This is a genomic window from Pseudomonas sp. zfem005 (assembly GCF_032621735.1).
Lineage (GTDB): Bacteria > Pseudomonadota > Gammaproteobacteria > Pseudomonadales > Pseudomonadaceae > Metapseudomonas > Metapseudomonas solani.
Genome location: NZ_JAVYJE010000019.1, coordinates 1 through 16,799, shown reverse-complemented (window position 1 = coordinate 16,799; position 16,799 = coordinate 1). Strand labels below are relative to the sequence as shown.

The window sequence follows — 16,799 nt, the reverse complement described above, 5'->3', positions numbered from 1 at the left end:
ACAGGCGTGTTTTCCACGCTCAACGAAGAGGGTTCCGCCTCCTGCCGGAGCGACGGAAAAGCCCTGAAAACCCTCCCGTTCATTTGCCCGCAAGGGCGCGGCTCTGCTAGTGTCCGCCCGTTCCGAACTGCCCTGAGATGCCCGCCATGGCCCGCAAGAAAGCCACCCCCGATTTCGAACAGTCCCTCGCCGACCTGCAAGCGTTGGTCGAGCGCCTGGAAAGCGGCGAGCTGTCGCTGGAAGACTCGCTCGGCGCCTTCGAGCAGGGCATCCGCCTGACCCGCGAATGCCAGGGTGCGCTGAGCCAGGCCGAGCAGAAGGTGCAGATCCTCCTGGAGCGCGACGGCGAGCTGGAAGAGGCCCCCTTCGACGCGGACGAGCAGGCATGATCGCGGCCTACCAGTCCCGCTGCCAGGCGCGCGTCGACGCCGCCCTGGAAACCCTGTTCGACGCCCCCCGCCCTGAACTGCAACGCCTGTACGAGGCCATGCGCTACAGCGTCACCAATGGCGGCAAGCGCGTGCGCCCGCTGCTGGTGTATGCGGCCTGCGAAGCCCTGGGTGGCGATCTCGACCGTGCCGACGGCGCCGCCTGTGCGGTGGAGCTGATCCACGCCTATTCCCTGGTCCACGACGACCTGCCGGCCATGGACGACGACGACCTGCGCCGGGGAAAGCCCACCACCCACAAGGCCTTCGACGAAGCCTGCGCCATCCTCGCCGGCGACGGCCTGCAGACCCTGGCCTTCGAAGTGCTGGCGGACCGTCGCCTCAACCCGCAGAACAGCGATGCGCGCCTGGCCATGGTCGGCACCCTGGCCCGTGCCGCCGGCCCCGCCGGCATGGTCGGCGGCCAGGCCATCGACCTCGGCTCGGTGGGCCTGCGGCTCGACCAGAAGGCCCTGGAAGTGATGCACCGGCACAAGACCGGCGCCCTGATCGAAGCCAGCGTGCGCCTTGGCGCCCTGGCCAGTGGCAATGCCGACGATTCATCGATGAAGTCCTTGCAGGCCTATGCCCAGGCCATCGGCCTGGCCTTCCAGGTGCAGGACGACATCCTCGACGTCGAGAGCGATACCGTCACCCTCGGCAAGACCCAGGGCAAGGACCAGGCCAGCGACAAGCCCACCTACCCCGCCCTGCTCGGCCTCGACGACGCCAAGGCCTACGCCCTGGAACTGCGCGACATGGCCCTGCACACCCTGCGCCCCTTCAGCGAGGCCGCCGAACCGCTGCGCGACCTGGCCCGCTACATCGTCGAACGGCGCAGCTGACCCGCGTTCCACGCCCGGCGGGAAATACCGCCACGCCAACCCGTCACCTTCCGTCCATCGAATACGCAAAAGCGCGCCCTTCCGGGGGCGCTCCTCATCTGGTGCCCGCAGAAGGGCCCAGGCTAGGTTCAGCGTCCGAAGCCCATGGCCAACGACTCTTCGGCGTGAACGATGCAGCTCGATCAGCTCCCCATCACCCCGGATCTCCCCGCCCTGCTGCGCAGCCTGGAACAGGTCGCACCGCTGCTGGACGCGATGCCGGACGTGGTGTTCTTCGTCAAGGACCTGGACGCCCGCTACGTGCTGGTCAACCAGACCCTCGCCCAGCGCTGCGGCTTCAGGGACAAGGCGCCGCTGCTGGGGCGCACCGCCGAAGACGTGTTCCCGCATCGCTTCGGCCACCTCTACACCGAGCAGGACCGCCAGGTGCTGGAAGCCGGCGACCAGCTCAGCGACCAGCTGGAACTGCACCTCTACCCCGGCCGCAAACCCGGCTGGTGCCTGACCCACAAGCTGCCCCTGCGCGACCCGGCGCAGCGGGTCATCGGCATGGCCGGCATCTCCTACGACCTGCAGGCGCCGCAGTCCAGCCACCCGGCCTTCCAGCGCCTGGCGGCGGTGGACGCCCACATCCGCGAGCACTTCGCCGAGCCCATCAGCCTCGATGAACTCACCGCCATCGCCGGGCTCTCCGCCTCCCAACTCGGCCGCCTGTGCAAGCGCATCTTCCAGCTCAGCCCCCGGCAGATGATCCACAAGGCGCGCCTGGGCGCCGCCACCCAGCTGCTGGCGGGCGAGCTGCCCATCACCGAGATCGCCTACCGCTGCGGCTATGCCGACCACAGCGCCTTCAGCCGCCAGTTCAAGGCCCTCACCGGGCTTTCCCCGAGCCAGTACCGCGACCGCTGCCGCGCCTGAAGCCGGGCGGCCGGCTGTGCCGAACCGCGCACCGCAACCGGGCGAATCGATCAAGCCACCCGCCTGCACCCCGTTCACAGTAGGCCCATCCACGGGGTGCAACGCCGCCCCGGGGCGGCCCGCCCAGGCACCACCCCCGCGCCAACAAGAACAAACACGCGAACGGAGAAATGCGATGTCATCCATCAGCATCAGCCAGCTGGACGTCAGCTACGGCAGCGGGATCAGGGTCATCGACGGCCTCGACCTGCACATCCCCGACGGCAGCTTCTTCACCCTGCTCGGCCCCAGCGGCTGCGGCAAGACCACCCTGCTGCGGGTGATCGCCGGCTTCATCCGCCCCAGCGGCGGGCGCCTGGCCTTCGGCGATGTCGACATGACCCAGGTCCCCGCCCACCGCCGCGGCATCGGCATGGTCTTCCAGGACTACGCCCTGTTCCCCGACAAGACCGTGTTCGACAACGTCGCCTACGGCCTGCGCGCCCGCCGGACCGACGCAGCGACCCTGCGCCGCAAGGTGGGCGAATACCTGGAGCGGGTCGGCATGAGCGGCTTCGCCGAGCGCCACCCCGCCGCCCTCTCCGGCGGCCAGCGGCAGCGGGTGGCCCTGGCCCGCGCCCTGGCCATCGAGCCCGAGGTGCTGCTGATGGACGAGCCGCTGTCCAACCTCGACGCCCAGTTGCGCTTACAGATCCGCGCCGCCATCGCCGACCTGCAGCGGGAGATCGGCATCACCACCGTCTTCGTCACCCACGACCAGGAAGAGGCCCTGGCCCTCTCCGACTGCATCGCCCTGATGCGCAAGGGCCGCATCGAGCAACTGGGCAGCCCCCAGGCCATCTACCAGTCCCCCGCCAGCACCTACGCCGCCGACTTCATCGGCTCGGCCAACCTGCTGGCCGCGCGGGTGCTGGAGCAGGCCGGCGACGACGGCATCCGCGTGCTGGTGGCCGGCCAGCCCCTGCAGGCCCGTGCCGAGGCCGCGCTGCCACAGCCAGACGTGCACCTGGTGGCGCGGCCGGAGAGCATCCGCCTGCGCCCCGCCGGGCAGAGCCTCGGCAACTGCCTGGCCGGCCAGGTGCGGCGCAAGCAGTACCTGGGCAACCGCACCAGCTACCGCATCGAGCTGGCCGACGCCCAGCAACTCAACGTCGACCGCTTCGGCAGCGACGGCGACGGCTTCCACGAAGGCCAGCCGGTGAGCCTGGAATTCGACCCCGCACAGCTCCGGGTGGTGGCCCAATGAACCGGCGCCTGCCCTCCCCCTGGCTGCTCCTCGCCCTGTTCGCCCTGGGGCTGCTGCTGGTGTTCCTGCTCTGGCCCCTGGCCAACCTGCTGCACGGCAGCGTGGCCGGTGCCGACGGCAGCGGCTGGGCCCAGCTGCTGGACGACCCGCGCTACCTGCGCGCCCTCTGCAACACCCTGCTGCTGGGCGCCCTGGTGACCGGCTGCGCCAGCGTGCTCGGGGTGTCCCTGGCCTACGTCACCGCGCGCTTCGACTTCCCCGGCAAGGCCCTGGTGGCGGTGCTGCCGGTGTGCACCCTGGTGGTCCCGGAGGTGATCGTCAGCCAGACCTGGCTGATGATCCTCGGCAACAACGGCCTGCTCACCCGCGCCCTGGAGGACCACCTCGGCCTCGCCCTGCCCAGCTTCTACGGCTGGCCCGGCCTGGTGCTGGTGATGAGCCTGGTCTACTACACCTACATCTACCTCGGCACCCTGGCCGCCATCCGCGGCTTCGACGCCCAGCTGGAAGAGGCCGCCCAGAGCCTCGGCGTGCCGCCGGCCAAGGCGCGCCTGCAGGTGATGCTGCCGGTGGTGCTGCCCGCCGTGCTGGCCTCAGGGTTGCTGGTGTACACCCTGGTGGTGGGCAACTTCGCCATCGCCACCCTGCTGGGCGGCAAGGTGCAGCTGCTCTCGGTGCTCACCTACCTGAGCTTCGTCTCCGAGATGGGCACCAACGCCGGCCTGGAGAGTGCCCTGGCCACCCTGTCCATCGCCATCGTCGCCGGGGTGCTGTTCCTCCAGCGCTGGCTGGTGGGGCGCAAGCGCTATGAGATCGTCCAGGGCCGCAGCGCCCCGGCCCAGCGCCTGCGCGGGGTACGCGGCGCGCTGCTGGGCGCGGCCACGGCGCTGTTCATCCTGCTCTCCTCGCTGCCGCTGCTGACGGTGCTGGCCAGCGCCTTCACCCGCTCGCGGGGGCCGGTGATGCACTGGGGCCAGTTCTCCCTGGAAAACCTGGAACGGGTCCTGCTGCGCAGCCCGGAACCCATCCTCAACACCCTGGCCTACGGCGCCCTGGCGACCCTGGTGGGCATCCTGCTGAGCGTGGTCATCAGCTACCTGGTGATCAAGAAGAAGAACCTGCTCACCCCGGCCATCGACTACCTCGCCATGCTGCCCCTGGCCATGTCCGGCACGGTGCTCGGCATCGGCCTGGTGATGACCTTCAACAACGGCCCGCTGGCCCTCAGCGGCACGGCGGCGATCATAGTCGTGGCCTTCGTCATCCGCCGCTTCCCCTTCAGCGTGCGCAGCGCCTCGGCCACCCTCTACAACATCCCCGACTCCATCGAGGAGGCCTCCATCAGCCTCGGCGTGCCGCCGCTGCGCTCCTTCTTCAAGGTGGTGCTGCCGCTGATGGCGCCCGCCGTCGCCGCCGCGGCGGTGCTCACCTGGACCACCATCGTCGCCGAGCTGAGCGCCTCGCTGGTGGTGTACTCGGCCGGCCGCGAGACCATCACCATCCAGGTCTTCCGCCTGGTGGAAACCGGCCTCCAGGGCCAGGCGGCGGCCTACGGGCTGGTGCTGGTCCTGCTCACCCTGGTCCCGGTGGTCATCGCCACCCGGGTGTTCCGCATCAAGGTCTTCTGAACCGCACCAAGGAGTCGCCATGAACGCCACCTGGAAGCACCGGCTGCCCGCCCTGCTGGCCGCCCTCGCCCTCAACCTGCTGCAACCCGCCCTCGCCCGCGAGCAGGCGGTGCTCTACACCACCAACAACGACTCGGCGGTGCAGGCCCTGCTGGACAGCGGCCAGCGCCTCGACCCGGGCCTGAAGATCGGCGTGGTCAACGGCTCCAGCGCCGCCCTGCTCAAGCGCATCGAGGCCGAGGGCCAGGCGGCTCGGACCGACGTGTTCTGGAGTTCCCAGCCCAACACCCTGGGCGCCTTCACCGCGCTCTACGCGCCCTACCGCTCGCCCCAGGCCCAGGCCATCCCCGAAGCGCACCAGCACCCGCAGCAGCTGTGGAGCACCGCCAACATCCAGGTGGTGGTGATGATGGTGAACCGCAAGCAGCTCGGCGGGCTCAAGGAGCCCACCCAGTGGCGCGACCTGCTGGACCCGGCCTGGAAGGGGCGGATCATCGTCGGCGATCCCACCGCCACCTCCACCGCCTACACCGCGCTCTGGGGCCTGCGCCAGCTGCTGGGCGAGGACGACTTCCGCCGCCTGGCCGCCAACCTGGTGGTCTCGCGCAACTCCAGCGCCGTGCTCAACCAGGTGGCCCAGGGCGAATACGCCGTCGGCCTGACCTTCGAGGGCAACGCCTACGCCTATGTCGCCGGCGGCCAGCGGGAGATCCGCCTGGTCTACCCGGCCGACGGCACCTTCGTCACCGAAGAGGCCCTGGTGCTGGTGAAGAACGGCCCCAACCCCGAGGCCGGCAAGCGCCTCTACGACCTGCTGCTGAGCCGCGACACCCAGGTCGCCCTGCTGGAGCAGGCCTACCGCCGGCCGAGCCGCAGCGACATCGAGGTCAGCGCCCACGTCGAGCTGCCGGAGTTGAAGGACATCGCCGTCTTCCCCACCGACGAGCAGGCCGCCATCGCCGGCCGCGACGCCTTCCTCAGCGCCTGGAAAGGCCTCGACAAAGCCCTCTGACACCGGAGCCGGACATGACCGCCAGCCACCACCGCGCCACCGCCGAACACCTGGCCGACCTCGCCCGCGCCCGCCTGCAGGCCCACTGGCAGACCGCCCTGGAGGACGGCCAGCCCTTCGAGGACAAGGACGACGCCAGCCCCGTCACTGCCATCGACCGCGCCATCGAGCACGAGCTGCGCGAGGCCATCGCCCACCACACGCCCAGCTTCGGCGTGGTGGGCGAGGAGTACCCCGACCACCAGCGCGACGCCGAATACAGCTGGGTGCTCGACCCCATCGACGGCACCAAGGCCTTCATCGCCGGGGTCCCGGTGTACGGCACGCTGATCGCACTCTGTCACGACGGGCGCCCGGTGCTGGGGGTGGTCGACCTGCCCATCGCCGGCCTGCGCTGGGTCGGCGTGGAAGGCCAGCCCACCCGGCTCAACGGCCAGCCGGTGCGCACCCGCCCCTGCGCCGAGCTGGCCCGCGCGCTGCTGGCCAGCAGCAACCCGGAAAGCCTGCCGGCCGAGCACCTCGCAGCCTTCGCCCGGCTGCGCGACGCCACGCGCTGGCGCCTCTACGGCGCCGCCTGCAGCGCCTACGCCAACCTCGCCCGGGGGCGCATCGACCTGGTGGCCGACGGCGGCGGCATGGCGCCGGTGGACTACTGCGCCCTGGTGCCGGTCATCGAAGGCGCCGGCGGGGTGATCAGCGACTGGCAGGGCCGCCCGCTCGGCCTTGGCTCCGGCAGCAGCGTGCTGGCCGCCGGCGATCCCCAGCTGCACCGCCAGGCCCTGGAGCGCCTGCACCAGGCCTGAACCACCCAAGGTCACAAGGAGGACACGCCATGACCGCCATCCATCCCCGCATCCCTCTCGCCCTGTCGCTGGCCCTCGCCATGGGCCTGGCCGAGGCGGACGGCTTCATCGACGACAGCCACGCCACCCTGGCGCTGCGCAACTTCTACTTCAACCAGGACAACCGCGACGGCCACGCCGGCCAGACCGAGGAATGGGGCCAGGGCCTGCGCCTGGACTACCAGTCCGGCTACACCGAAGGCACGGTGGGCGTCGGCCTCGACGCCATCGGCCTGCTCGGCATCCGTCTGGACGGCGGTGGCCGCGCCGGCAAGGCCGACCAGGCCCGCACCCCCAGCGCCCTGTTCCCCCTGGAGCACAACGGCCGCGCCCGCGACGAATACAGCAGCCTCGGGCTCACCGCCAAGCTGCGGGTCGGCGCCAGCGAGGCACGGGTCGGCACCCTGATCCCGCGCCTGCCGGTGATCAAGGCCAACGACGGGCGCCTGCTGCCGCAGACCTTCGAAGGCGCCCAGCTGACGGTGCGCGAGTTCGACGACCTCACCCTGCTGGCCGGCCGCCTGCGCCAGGCCAAGGGGCGCGCCCAGAGCCACCGCGACGACCTCTCCATCAACGGCGCCAACAGCCCGCGCAAGCCCGGCAACGCCGTCAGCGCGGCGCCGGCCCGCTACAGCGACGCCTTCGACTTCCTCGGCCTGGACTACCAGGTCAGCGAGCAACTGCAGGTGCAGTACTACCTGGGCCAGCTGGAGGACTTCTATCGCCAGCACTTCCTCGGCCTCAACCACGAGCAGGCGCTGCCCCTGGGTACGCTGAAGACCGACCTGCGCCACTTCGACACCCGCGCCACCGGCCATAACGCCAGCCGCAGCGGCCGCGCCGAGGGCTACACCGCCGCCGGCTACTACGGCCCCGGCAACGGCGAGAGCGGCGCCCATCGCGGCAAGGTGGACAACCGCGCCTGGAGCGCCCTGTTCAGCTGGAGCCTCGGCGCCTACAGCCTCGGCGCCGGCTACCAGCGCCTGACCGGCGACAGCCACTTCATCCAGCCCAACCAGGGCAACGGCAGCGACGTCTACCTGATCACCGACCGCCAGCTGAACAGCTTCGCCCGCGCCGGCGAACGCACCTGGCTGGCCCAGTACGGTCTGGATTTCGGCACCTGGGGGCTGCCGGGGCTGAGCAGCAACGTCGCCTACCTCAAGGGCAGCGGCATCCGCTCCGAACGCGGACATTTGCAAGAGTGGGAACGGGACTTCACCCTGGCCTACGTGGTGCAGGCCGGGCCGGCCAAGGGCCTGGGCATCACCTGGCGCAACGCCAGCCTGCGCAGCCAGGCCAGCACCGACGTCGACCAGAACCGGGTCTTCCTCAGCTACAGCCTGGCGTTGTTCTAGGGCGCATGCGCAACAGGGCCCTGGTGCGCACGCGCCGGGGCCGTTCGCTGCGGTCCTACCCGAGCTTCAGCCACGCCCTACCCGCCCCGCTGTTAACGTCGTCCAGGCCCTGCCCGACCTTGGTCAACCAGCCTGGAGGCACACATGAAGGCGATCGATATCCACAGCGCACTCGACGGCATCCGCAACGGCCGGATCATGGCCCTGGAGCCGCAGCTCCAGCCGCTCACCCAGTTGACGCCCTTCCACCCCGGCGCGGGCGCCATCCACCTGGGCCGCCTCAGCGGCGAGATGCCCTGGGAGCGCCACCCCGACGGCGACAAGCTGCTGCAGGTGCTGGAGGGCGAGCTGGACATCACCCTGCTCGCCGCCATCGGCTTATTGCAGGAGACGATCCGCGCCGGTTCCATCCTGGTCGTGCCCCGGGGCCTCTGGCACCGCCTGCAGGGGCGCGACGCCGCCGTGCTGGCGGTGGTGCCGCGGCACACCGAGAGCAGTACCCACTACCCGGCGCCGGCCAACCAGTCGGCCTGACCCCGGGCTGCCGGCCCGCCCCTCAGACGGGCTGGGCCAGCGCCAGGGCCGGCTCGTCGCGGCGCGCCTTGAGCAGCCCAAGGCGAATCAGCAGCCAGGGCATCAGTGCGGCGACGAAGCCGCCCATCACCAAGCCACGGAACGCCTGCCAGGCCTGGCCATCGAGGGAGAAGGCAAAGCCGATGTGCTTGAGCCCCCACTGCAGGCCAATGAACGACAGCGCGCCGATGGTCGCCGCCAGCACCCGCCGCCAGGTCGCCACCTCCATGGAGAAGTCCAGGTGGCGATAGCCGTACAGCACCGCGATCATCAGCCCCGCCAGCAGCGGCACGTAGCTCGGCGGCTGGCCATGCCAGGTGAAGTAGGCCAGGGCGGTGGCCGCGATGATCAGCATCAGCAGCACCAGCGCCGGAATCTCGCGCCAACCCTGCCAGCGCTGCGCCAGGGCGAAGCAGCCCAGGGTCGCGGCCCCCAGCAGCGAGCCGCCGATCAGGTCCTCGACATCATGGGCGCCCAGGTACAGGCGGCTGAACAGGATGCCCGTCACCAAGGTGCAGGCCAGCAGCCAGAACCACAGGCGGCGCACTTCCAGGGCCAGCCAGAACCAGATCACCACCGAGATCTGCGCGTGCCCGCTGGGCAGGCCGAAGCTCTCGCCCACCTCGTGGTCCATGCGCAGGGCGATGTCCGGGCGCGGGTCCTGCCAGTAATCCTTGAGCCAGGCGTTGAGCAGCGCGGTGATGGCCACCAGCACCAGCAGGCGGAAGAACACCGTGCGGTGCCAGGCCCAGTAGCCCAGGGGCAGGAAGAAGAGGATGAACTTCTCGTACCCCAGCAGGGTGAAGAAGCGCATCAGCGGCGTCAGCGCGTCGCTGCGCAAGGGCAGCACCCAGTCCAGGCTGTGGAGCAATTCGTTCATGGTCGTCCTTGAGGGCGGGGGAAGGTCGCCACAGATACTGCAGCCCGCGCCCGGCGGCAAGGTCCGATCAGGACAAAAGCCCTCACGACACGCGCAAGCTCCATCAGCCACCCTGAGGGAGGGGTATTCGTCAGGGCGAACATCGGTCCTGCGTCGTGCCGGACTGTCTAGGATGAAGGCCATCCCGCGACACAACGACAAGACCAGCGCGAGGCCCCGATGAACCAAGACCAGTACCTGGCCACCCTGCGCCAGCTCCAGCACGACGCCTGGCCCACCGGCACCCCGCGCGAGCCACAGTACCCCCTCGGCGAACGGCCGCTGACCGAATACCTGCGCGAATGGGCACGGCGCCAGCCGGGCAAGACCGCCCTGCACTTCTACGGCCACACCCTCGACTACGCGGAACTGGACCGCCTCAGCGACCGCTGCGCCGCCCTGCTGGTGGAACTCGGCGTGCGCCCGGGGGACCGCGTCGCGGTGTTCATGCCCAACTGCCCGCAGCTGCACATCGCCTTCTGGGGCATCCTCAAGTGCGGCGCCGTGCATGCCCCGGTCAGCCCGCTGTCCAAGGGGCTGGAGCTGAGCTACCAGTTGAACGACAGCGGCGCCGAGGTGCTGCTGTGCTTCGACCAGTTGCTGCCGGTGGTGCGCCAGGTGCGTGGCGAAACCGCCCTGCGCCAGGTGATCGCCACCAGCCTCAGCGAGCTGCGCCCGGCCACGCCGACGATCCCGGCGCCGGACCTGCTGTTCGCCCCCAAGGTCACGGGCGACGACTTCATCGACTTCTACCCCGCCCTCGCCGCCTGCAGCGCGCCCACGCCTGCGCACCGCCCGCAGCTGGATGACATCGCCGCGCTGAACTACACCGGCGGCACCACCGGCCTGCCCAAGGGCTGCATCCACAGCCACGGCGACATGCTCTACACCTGCGCCAGCTTCGTGCCCACGGCGCTGGGCATGGACGAGCACAGCGTCACCCTCAACTTCCTCCCCGAGTTCTGGATCGCCGGGGAGAACGCCGGCCTGCTGTTCCCGGTATTCGCCGGCTGCACCCTGGTGCTGCTGGCGCGCTGGGACGCCCCGGCCTTCATGGCCGCTGTGCAGCACTACCGCGTCAGCCACTGCGGCCTGCTGGTGGACAGCGCCGCCGAGGTGCTGGACCACCCCCGCGTGGGCGAATTCGACTTCGCCTCCTTGCGCCAGGTCGGTGCCATCTCCTTCGTCAAGAAGCTCACCCTCGACTACCGCCGCCGCTGGCGCGAGCTCACCGGCTGCACCCTGTTCGAATTCAGCTTCGGCATGACCGAAACCCACACCTGCGACACCTTCACCGCCGGCCTGCAGGACAACGACTTCGACCTGCGCGCCCAGCCCACCTTCGTCGGCCTGCCGGTGCCGGGCACCGAGTTCAAGGTCTGCGACTTCGACACCGGCGAGCTGCTGCCCCTGGGCAGCGAAGGCGAGCTGTGCCTGCGCTCGCCCTCCCTGCTCAAGGGCTACTGGCAGCGCCCCGAGGCCAGCGCCGAAGCCTTGCGCGATGGCTGGCTGCACACCGGCGATCTCGGCGTGATCAGCGAGCAGGGTTTCATCCGCTACCTCGGCCGGCGCAAGGAGATGCTCAAGGTCAACGGCATGAGCGTGTTCCCCAGCGAGCTGGAAGCCCTGCTCGGCCAGCACCCGGCCATCCTCGCCAGCGCCGTGCTCGGCCGCCCGCACCCGGAGCGCGGCCAGCAACCCGTCGCCTTCGTCGTGCTCAAGCCGGGCAGCGACGAAACCGGCGCCAGCCTGCTGGAGTGGTGCAAGGCCTCCATGGCCATCTACAAGGTGCCGGACATCCGTCTGGTCGATTCCATGCCGATGACCGCCACCGGCAAGGTCAAGAAGAACGAACTGGAAGCATTGCTGTGAACCGAGCCATCACCCGCCTGCTGATCGCCAACCGTGGCGAAATCGCCATCCGCATCGCCCGTGCCGCCGCCGAGCTGGGCATCCCCAGCGTCGCGGTGTTCGCCGAGGACGACGCCGCCTCCCTGCACCTGCGCAAGGCCGACCAGGCCGTGGCGCTCAAGGGCCGTGGCGCGGCCGCCTACCTCGACATGCAGCAGTTGCTCGACGCCGCCCTGGCCAACGGCTGCGACGCCGTGCACCCGGGCTACGGCTTCCTCAGCGAGAACGCCGCCTTCGCCCGCCTCTGCGAAGGGGCCGGCGTGCGCTTCATCGGTCCGGCAGCCGACGCCCTCGACACCTTCGGCGACAAGGCCCGCGCCCGCGAACTGGCACAGCGCTGCGGCGTACCCCTGGCCGCCGGCAGCAACCGCGCCACCAGCCTGGAAGAGGCCCGCGCCTTCCTCGACAGCGGCCCCATCATGCTCAAGGCCCTGGCCGGCGGCGGTGGCCGCGGCATGCGCCCGGTGCGCGAGGCGGCCGAGCTGGAAGAGGCCTACGCCCGCTGCCAATCGGAAGCACGCGGCGCCTTCGGCAGCGACGCCCTCTACGTCGAGCGGCTGATCGAACAGGCCCGGCACATCGAGGTGCAGGTGGTCGGCGACGGTGAAACGGTGAGCCACCTGTGGGAGCGCGACTGCAGCCTGCAGCGGCGCAACCAGAAAGTCATCGAAATCGCCCCCGCACCGGGGCTCGACCCGGCGCTGCGCCAGCGCATCCTCGACGCCGCCCTGACCCTGGCCGGCGCGGTTTCCTACCGTGGCATCGGCACCTTCGAATTCCTCGTCGACGACGCACGCGGCGACTTCGTGTTCATGGAGGCCAACCCGCGCATCCAGGTGGAACATTGCATCACCGAGGCCGTCACCGGCGTCGACCTGGTGCAGGCGCAGCTGCGCATCGCCGCCGGCGCCCGCCTCGCCGAGCTGGGCCTGGCACAGCCCGCCGCGCCACGGGGCTTTGCCGTGCAGCTGCGGGTCAACCTGGAAACCATGCAGGCCGACGGCAGTGCGCGCCCGGCCGGCGGCGTCATCAGCGCCTACGAACCGCCCAGCGGCGCCGGCATCCGCGTCGACGGCTACGGGTACGCCGGCTACGCCACCAGCCCCAGCTACGACTCCCTGCTGGCCAAGGTCATCGTCCAGGGCGAGGACTTCCCCAGCGCCCTGCGCCGTGCCTACCGCGCCCTCTGCGAATTCCGCCTGGAGGGCGTGGCGAGCAACATCCACTTCCTGCAGAACCTGCTGCGCCGCCCGGAGCTGGCGGACAACCACGTCAGCACCCGCTTCATCGAGCAGCACATCGCCGCGCTGCTGGCCCCGCAACAGGCCGCCCACCCGCACCTGTTCGTCAGTGGCACCAGCGGCCAGGCCGTGCACAACGCCGTGGCCGACGTACCGGCCGGCTGCATCGCCCTGAACGCCCCCAGCCAGGGCGTGCTGGTGAGCCTGGACGTGGCCGAGGGCGACGCCATCGCCGTCGGCCAGGCCGTGGCGGTGCTGGAAGCGATGAAGATGGAATTCGTGGTCAAGGCCAGCCACAGCGGCATCGTCCGCGCCCTGCCCGTGTCCCCCGGCGACGCCCTGTTCGAAGGCGCCGCGCTGCTCTACCTGGAACCGGCAGAAGTGAGCGGCGATGCCGTGGCCAGCGAAGAAAGCATCGACCTGGCGCACATCCGCGCCGACCTCGCCGAGGTGCTCGAACGCCACGCCATCACCCGCGACGAGCGCCGCCCCGACGCCGTGGTGCGCCGCCGCAAGACCGGCCAGCGCACCACCCGCGAGAACCTCGACGACCTGCTCGACGCCGGCAGCTTCATCGAATACGGCGCCCTGGCCCTGGCCGCCCAGCGCCGCCGCCGTTCGCTGGAAGAGCTGATCCAGCAAAGCCCGGCCGACGGCCTGGTGGCCGGGCTCGGCACGGTCAACGCCGCGCAGTTCGGCAACGAGGCCGCGCGCTGCATGGCCATCTCCTACGACTACACCGTGTTCGCCGGCACCCAGGGCGTGATGAACCACAAGAAGACCGACCGCATGCTCGGCCTCGCCGAACAGTGGCGCGTGCCGCTGGTGCTGTTCGCCGAAGGCGGTGGCGGCCGGCCGGGGGACACCGACTTCGTCGGCGTGGCCGGGCTGGATTGCCACACCTTCGTCGCCATGGCGCGGCTCTCCGGCCTGGTGCCGCTGGTGGGCGTCGTCTCCGGCCGCTGCTTCGCCGGCAACGCCGCGCTGCTGGGTTGCTGCGACGTGATCATCGCCACCCGCAACGCCAGCATCGGCATGGCCGGCCCGGCGATGATCGAAGGCGGCGGCCTGGGCAGCTTCAAGGCCGAAGAGGTCGGCCCCACCTCGGTGCAAGGCCCCAACGGCGTGATCGACGTGCTGGTGGAGGACGAAGCCGAAGCGGTGGACGTCGCCAAGCGCTACCTCTCCTACTTCCAGGGCACGGTCAGCGCTTGGCAATGCGCCGACCAGCGCGAGCTGCGCCATGCGATCCCCGAGAACCGCCTGCGCGTCTACGACATCCGCGCGGTGATCGGCCAGCTGGCCGACGAGGGCTCGGTGCTGGAGCTGCGCCGCCAGTTCGCCCCGGGGATGATCACCGCCTTCATCCGCATCGAAGGCAAGCCCTTCGGCCTCCTGGCCAACAACCCCATGCACCTGGGCGGCGCCATCGACGCCCAGGCCGGCGACAAGGCCGCGCGCTTCATGCAGCTGTGCGACGCCTTCGACATCCCCATGGTCTCGCTCTGCGACACCCCCGGCTTCATGGTCGGCCCGGAATCGGAGAAGCACGCCACGGTGCGCCACGTCTCGCGCATGTTCGTCGCCGCCGCCAGCCTCTCGGTGCCCTTCTTCACCGTGGTGCTGCGCAAGGGCTACGGCCTCGGCGCCCAGGCCATGGCCGCCGGCAGCTTCCACTCCTCGATGTTCACCATCGCCTGGCCCAGCGGCGAGTTCGGCGCCATGGGCCTGGAGGGCGCCGTGCGCCTGGGCTTCGCCAAGGAGCTCGCAGCGGTGGAAAACCTCGAAGAGCGGCAGAAGCTGTTCGACAAGATGGTCGCCAAGGCCTACCAGAACGGCAAGGCGATCAACATGGCCAGCTTCCTCGAAATCGACGCCGTCATCGACCCGGAAGAAACCCGCGCCTGGCTCCTGCGCGGCCTCAACACCGCGCCAAAACCCACCCCACGGGAAGGCCGCAAGCGTCCGTTCGTGGATACCTGGTGATCGGTTGTTCCACCGCTCCGTAGCCCCGCTAGGATGGGTTTCGCGGAGTTCGCGGAACGTAGCCCGCCCATCCTCCAAGGCGCCAATGCACCGTCGTAGGATGGCGTAGAGCGAAGCGAAACCCATCAATTCCGAGCACAGACCTGGCTCCGATGCCGGTCCGGCAGCATGGGTTTCGCGGTGCTCTACCCATCCTACGGGGCTGCCCAAGCACCACGCGGAAATTTCCCAAACCCGCCGCCCCCCCTTGTTCGCTCCCAACCATCGCCCTAAGTTCGCCCGGTCGCGGTCAATCTCGCGACCGGGTTTGGCGACCTGTGACCACAAGTACTCGCCGTGAAATGCGCGCGGCGGACATTTGCCAATGGTTATGGGTAAAGAAATGCACAACGCCTACATCCCCACCACCTTCCTCCGCCACGACCGCCCCCTGCGCGGTGTGATGATCGACAACCAGCCCTGGTTCTCCACCTACGACTTCGCCCGCCTGCTGGGCCTGCACCATCCACAGGCCCTGCACCGCCGCCTCAAGCCCCACGAAACCCGCCGCATCCGCCTGCACCGCCGCAGCGGTAGCGAAGAGACGATCGACGTGATGAACGAAGCCGGCCTCTACAAGGCGCTCATCCGCTTCGGCCACCCCGAATGCCAGCAGTTGGATGAATGGCTCACCCGTGAGGTGATCCCCACCCTGCGCGACCAGCAAGACGCCCACACCCACGCACCCCGCCGCGTCTGGATCGGCTGGCAGAGCGAACGGCTGCTGTTGCTGGAATGGCAGGGCGAACTGTGGATGCAGTGGGAGAAGGTGCCGCGTTACCTGGGGCTCTAGCGAGTACCAGGCTATTCCTTGGCAGCGTTGAGGCACCTTCGTAGGATGGCGTAGAGCGAAGCGAAACCCATCAGCCACAAGGTTTCAGGACGAATCGGTCACGCCCACCAGCCCCTGAGAGAACAAGGCGTTCTTAGGATGGGCACGTCCATCCTCAGGCAAGGACGCCCGCCAATGACCGACTACCGCCGCGACCACACACCAGGCGCTACCTGGTTCTTCACCCTTAACCTGGCCAACCGCAGCAGCAGCCTGCTCACCGATCACATCGACCTGCTGCGGGCCAGCTTTCGCGCCGGCATGAAGCGCCACCCGTGGCGCATCGATGCCATCGTCATCCTCCCGGATCACCTGCATGCGCTGTGCACACTGCCACCCGGTGATGCCAACTACGCCCTGCGCTGGCGTCTGATCAAAAGTGGCTTCTCCCGGGCACTGCCCTATGGCGAGCCGCGCTCCGACAGCCGCAAGCAGAAGGGCGAGCGCGGCATCTGGCAACGGCGGTTCTGGGAGCACCGCATCCGTGACGACAAAGACTTCGCCCGCCATGTGGACTACATCCACCACAACCCACGCAAGCACGGGCACGTCGAGCGGGTGGCCGATTGGCCTTGGTCGTCCTTCCATCGCTACGTGAGGGAAGGCCTGCTGCCACAGGATTGGGCGGGGGGCGGAGAGGGGATGGAAGGCGGCGTGGGGGAGCGATGAAAGGACGGGCATCGGCCATCAATGCACCTTCGTAGGATGGTGTAGAGCGAAGCGAAACCCATCAACTCCAGGCACAGACCTGGCTCCGGTGCCGGGCCTGTTCAGCCGGGGGACATAGGTGACAGGTGTCGGGAGACATAGGTAACGCATTTAGGCTTACGGAATCCTTCGAAGAGGAGTTCGAGCGATGCCGTGGCAGGAGTGCACTACCATGTCGATACGACGTGAATTCGTACTGTTGGCCCAACACCCGCAGAGCAACATCCGGGAGCTCTGTCGACGCTACGGCATCAGCCCCAAGACGGCTTACAAATGGCTGGAGCGATATCAAGAACTGGGTGATTCCGGCCTG

General features: G+C 69.5%; 15 protein-coding genes. 14 read left to right on the top strand and 1 reads right to left on the bottom strand.

Going from position 1 to position 16,799, the window contains the following annotated elements; all coding sequences use genetic code 11:
- Positions 1 to 146 precede the first annotated feature (146 nt).
- The 9 genes from RTW82_RS30255 (at position 147) to RTW82_RS30215 (ending at position 8,811) form a co-directional block, all read left to right on the top strand.
- Positions 147 to 389: an exodeoxyribonuclease VII small subunit gene (locus RTW82_RS30255; RefSeq protein ID WP_021216765.1), complete on the top strand. Its 243-nt coding sequence runs from the start codon at positions 147 to 149 to the stop codon at positions 387 to 389.
- Positions 386 to 1,273, top strand: coding sequence for a (2E,6E)-farnesyl diphosphate synthase (ispA, locus tag RTW82_RS30250; RefSeq protein WP_021216766.1), 888 nt, complete (start codon positions 386 to 388; stop codon positions 1,271 to 1,273). Before RTW82_RS30255 ends, ispA begins: the two co-directional genes overlap by 4 nt.
- 171 nt (positions 1,274 to 1,444) lie before the next feature.
- The gene (locus tag RTW82_RS30245) at positions 1,445 to 2,191 is read left to right on the top strand and encodes an AraC family transcriptional regulator (protein WP_316927391.1); all 747 of its coding nucleotides are present in this window, start codon (positions 1,445 to 1,447) and stop codon (positions 2,189 to 2,191) included.
- 175 nt (positions 2,192 to 2,366) lie between these two features.
- Positions 2,367 to 3,437, top strand: coding sequence for an ABC transporter ATP-binding protein (locus RTW82_RS30240; protein ID WP_316927390.1), 1,071 nt, complete (start codon positions 2,367 to 2,369; stop codon positions 3,435 to 3,437).
- Positions 3,434 to 5,065, top strand: a complete 1,632-nt coding sequence (locus RTW82_RS30235) for an iron ABC transporter permease (RefSeq protein ID WP_316927389.1) — start codon at positions 3,434 to 3,436, stop codon at positions 5,063 to 5,065. The genes RTW82_RS30240 and RTW82_RS30235 overlap by 4 nt, the downstream gene beginning before the upstream one ends.
- 19 nt (positions 5,066 to 5,084) lie before the next feature.
- Positions 5,085 to 6,077: an extracellular solute-binding protein gene (locus RTW82_RS30230; RefSeq protein ID WP_316927388.1), complete on the top strand. Its 993-nt coding sequence runs from the start codon at positions 5,085 to 5,087 to the stop codon at positions 6,075 to 6,077.
- Positions 6,078 to 6,091: 14 nt separating this feature from the next.
- On the top strand, positions 6,092 to 6,880 hold the full coding sequence (locus tag RTW82_RS30225; RefSeq protein WP_316927387.1) for an inositol monophosphatase family protein: 789 nt from the start codon (positions 6,092 to 6,094) through the stop codon (positions 6,878 to 6,880).
- A gap of 29 nt (positions 6,881 to 6,909) precedes the next feature.
- On the top strand, positions 6,910 to 8,277 hold the full coding sequence (locus RTW82_RS30220) for an OprD family porin (protein WP_316927386.1): 1,368 nt from the start codon (positions 6,910 to 6,912) through the stop codon (positions 8,275 to 8,277).
- A 144-nt stretch (positions 8,278 to 8,421) separates the two neighbouring features.
- The gene (locus RTW82_RS30215; RefSeq protein WP_184489581.1) at positions 8,422 to 8,811 is read left to right on the top strand and encodes a cupin domain-containing protein; all 390 of its coding nucleotides are present in this window, start codon (positions 8,422 to 8,424) and stop codon (positions 8,809 to 8,811) included.
- Positions 8,812 to 8,833: 22 nt separating this feature from the next.
- Here the strand turns inward: RTW82_RS30215 and RTW82_RS30210 are convergent, their stop codons facing one another.
- Positions 8,834 to 9,730: a phosphatase PAP2 family protein gene (locus RTW82_RS30210; RefSeq protein WP_316927385.1), complete on the bottom strand. Its 897-nt coding sequence runs from the start codon at positions 9,728 to 9,730 to the stop codon at positions 8,834 to 8,836.
- Between the two features lie 219 nt (positions 9,731 to 9,949).
- Between RTW82_RS30210 and RTW82_RS30205 the strand changes: the two genes are divergently transcribed.
- The 5 genes from RTW82_RS30205 to RTW82_RS30185 form a co-directional block, all read left to right on the top strand.
- Positions 9,950 to 11,641: an AMP-binding protein gene (locus tag RTW82_RS30205; protein ID WP_184489579.1), complete on the top strand. Its 1,692-nt coding sequence runs from the start codon at positions 9,950 to 9,952 to the stop codon at positions 11,639 to 11,641.
- On the top strand, positions 11,638 to 14,907 hold the full coding sequence (locus tag RTW82_RS30200; RefSeq protein ID WP_316927384.1) for a carboxyl transferase domain-containing protein: 3,270 nt from the start codon (positions 11,638 to 11,640) through the stop codon (positions 14,905 to 14,907). Before RTW82_RS30205 ends, RTW82_RS30200 begins: the two co-directional genes overlap by 4 nt.
- Before the next feature lie 382 nt (positions 14,908 to 15,289).
- The gene (locus tag RTW82_RS30195) at positions 15,290 to 15,739 is read left to right on the top strand and encodes a Bro-N domain-containing protein (RefSeq protein WP_316927383.1); all 450 of its coding nucleotides are present in this window, start codon (positions 15,290 to 15,292) and stop codon (positions 15,737 to 15,739) included.
- A gap of 174 nt (positions 15,740 to 15,913) precedes the next feature.
- Positions 15,914 to 16,447 carry an REP-associated tyrosine transposase gene (locus RTW82_RS30190; RefSeq protein WP_316927382.1) on the top strand — a complete coding sequence of 178 codons (534 nt, stop codon included), beginning with the start codon at positions 15,914 to 15,916 and terminating at the stop codon, positions 16,445 to 16,447.
- A gap of 187 nt (positions 16,448 to 16,634) precedes the next feature.
- The coding region (locus tag RTW82_RS30185) for a helix-turn-helix domain-containing protein (RefSeq protein WP_316927415.1) at positions 16,635 to 16,799 on the top strand (165 nt) is incomplete at its 3' end.

Excerpts from the sequence above, each read along its gene's own strand:
- RTW82_RS30255 (WP_021216765.1), top strand. The coding sequence starts at position 147 with ATGGCCCGCAAGAAAGCCACCCCCGATTTCGAACAGTCCCTCGCCGAC.
- ispA (WP_021216766.1), top strand. The coding sequence starts at position 386 with ATGATCGCGGCCTACCAGTCCCGCTGCCAGGCGCGCGTCGACGCCGCC.
- RTW82_RS30245 (WP_316927391.1), top strand. The coding sequence starts at position 1,445 with ATGCAGCTCGATCAGCTCCCCATCACCCCGGATCTCCCCGCCCTGCTG.
- RTW82_RS30240 (WP_316927390.1), top strand. The coding sequence starts at position 2,367 with ATGTCATCCATCAGCATCAGCCAGCTGGACGTCAGCTACGGCAGCGGG.
- RTW82_RS30235 (WP_316927389.1), top strand. The coding sequence starts at position 3,434 with ATGAACCGGCGCCTGCCCTCCCCCTGGCTGCTCCTCGCCCTGTTCGCC.
- RTW82_RS30230 (WP_316927388.1), top strand. The coding sequence starts at position 5,085 with ATGAACGCCACCTGGAAGCACCGGCTGCCCGCCCTGCTGGCCGCCCTC.
- RTW82_RS30225 (WP_316927387.1), top strand. The coding sequence starts at position 6,092 with ATGACCGCCAGCCACCACCGCGCCACCGCCGAACACCTGGCCGACCTC.
- RTW82_RS30220 (WP_316927386.1), top strand. The coding sequence starts at position 6,910 with ATGACCGCCATCCATCCCCGCATCCCTCTCGCCCTGTCGCTGGCCCTC.
- RTW82_RS30215 (WP_184489581.1), top strand. The coding sequence starts at position 8,422 with ATGAAGGCGATCGATATCCACAGCGCACTCGACGGCATCCGCAACGGC.
- RTW82_RS30210 (WP_316927385.1), bottom strand. The coding sequence starts at position 9,730 with ATGAACGAATTGCTCCACAGCCTGGACTGGGTGCTGCCCTTGCGCAGC.
- RTW82_RS30205 (WP_184489579.1), top strand. The coding sequence starts at position 9,950 with ATGAACCAAGACCAGTACCTGGCCACCCTGCGCCAGCTCCAGCACGAC.
- RTW82_RS30195 (WP_316927383.1), top strand. The coding sequence starts at position 15,290 with ATGCACAACGCCTACATCCCCACCACCTTCCTCCGCCACGACCGCCCC.
- RTW82_RS30190 (WP_316927382.1), top strand. The coding sequence starts at position 15,914 with ATGACCGACTACCGCCGCGACCACACACCAGGCGCTACCTGGTTCTTC.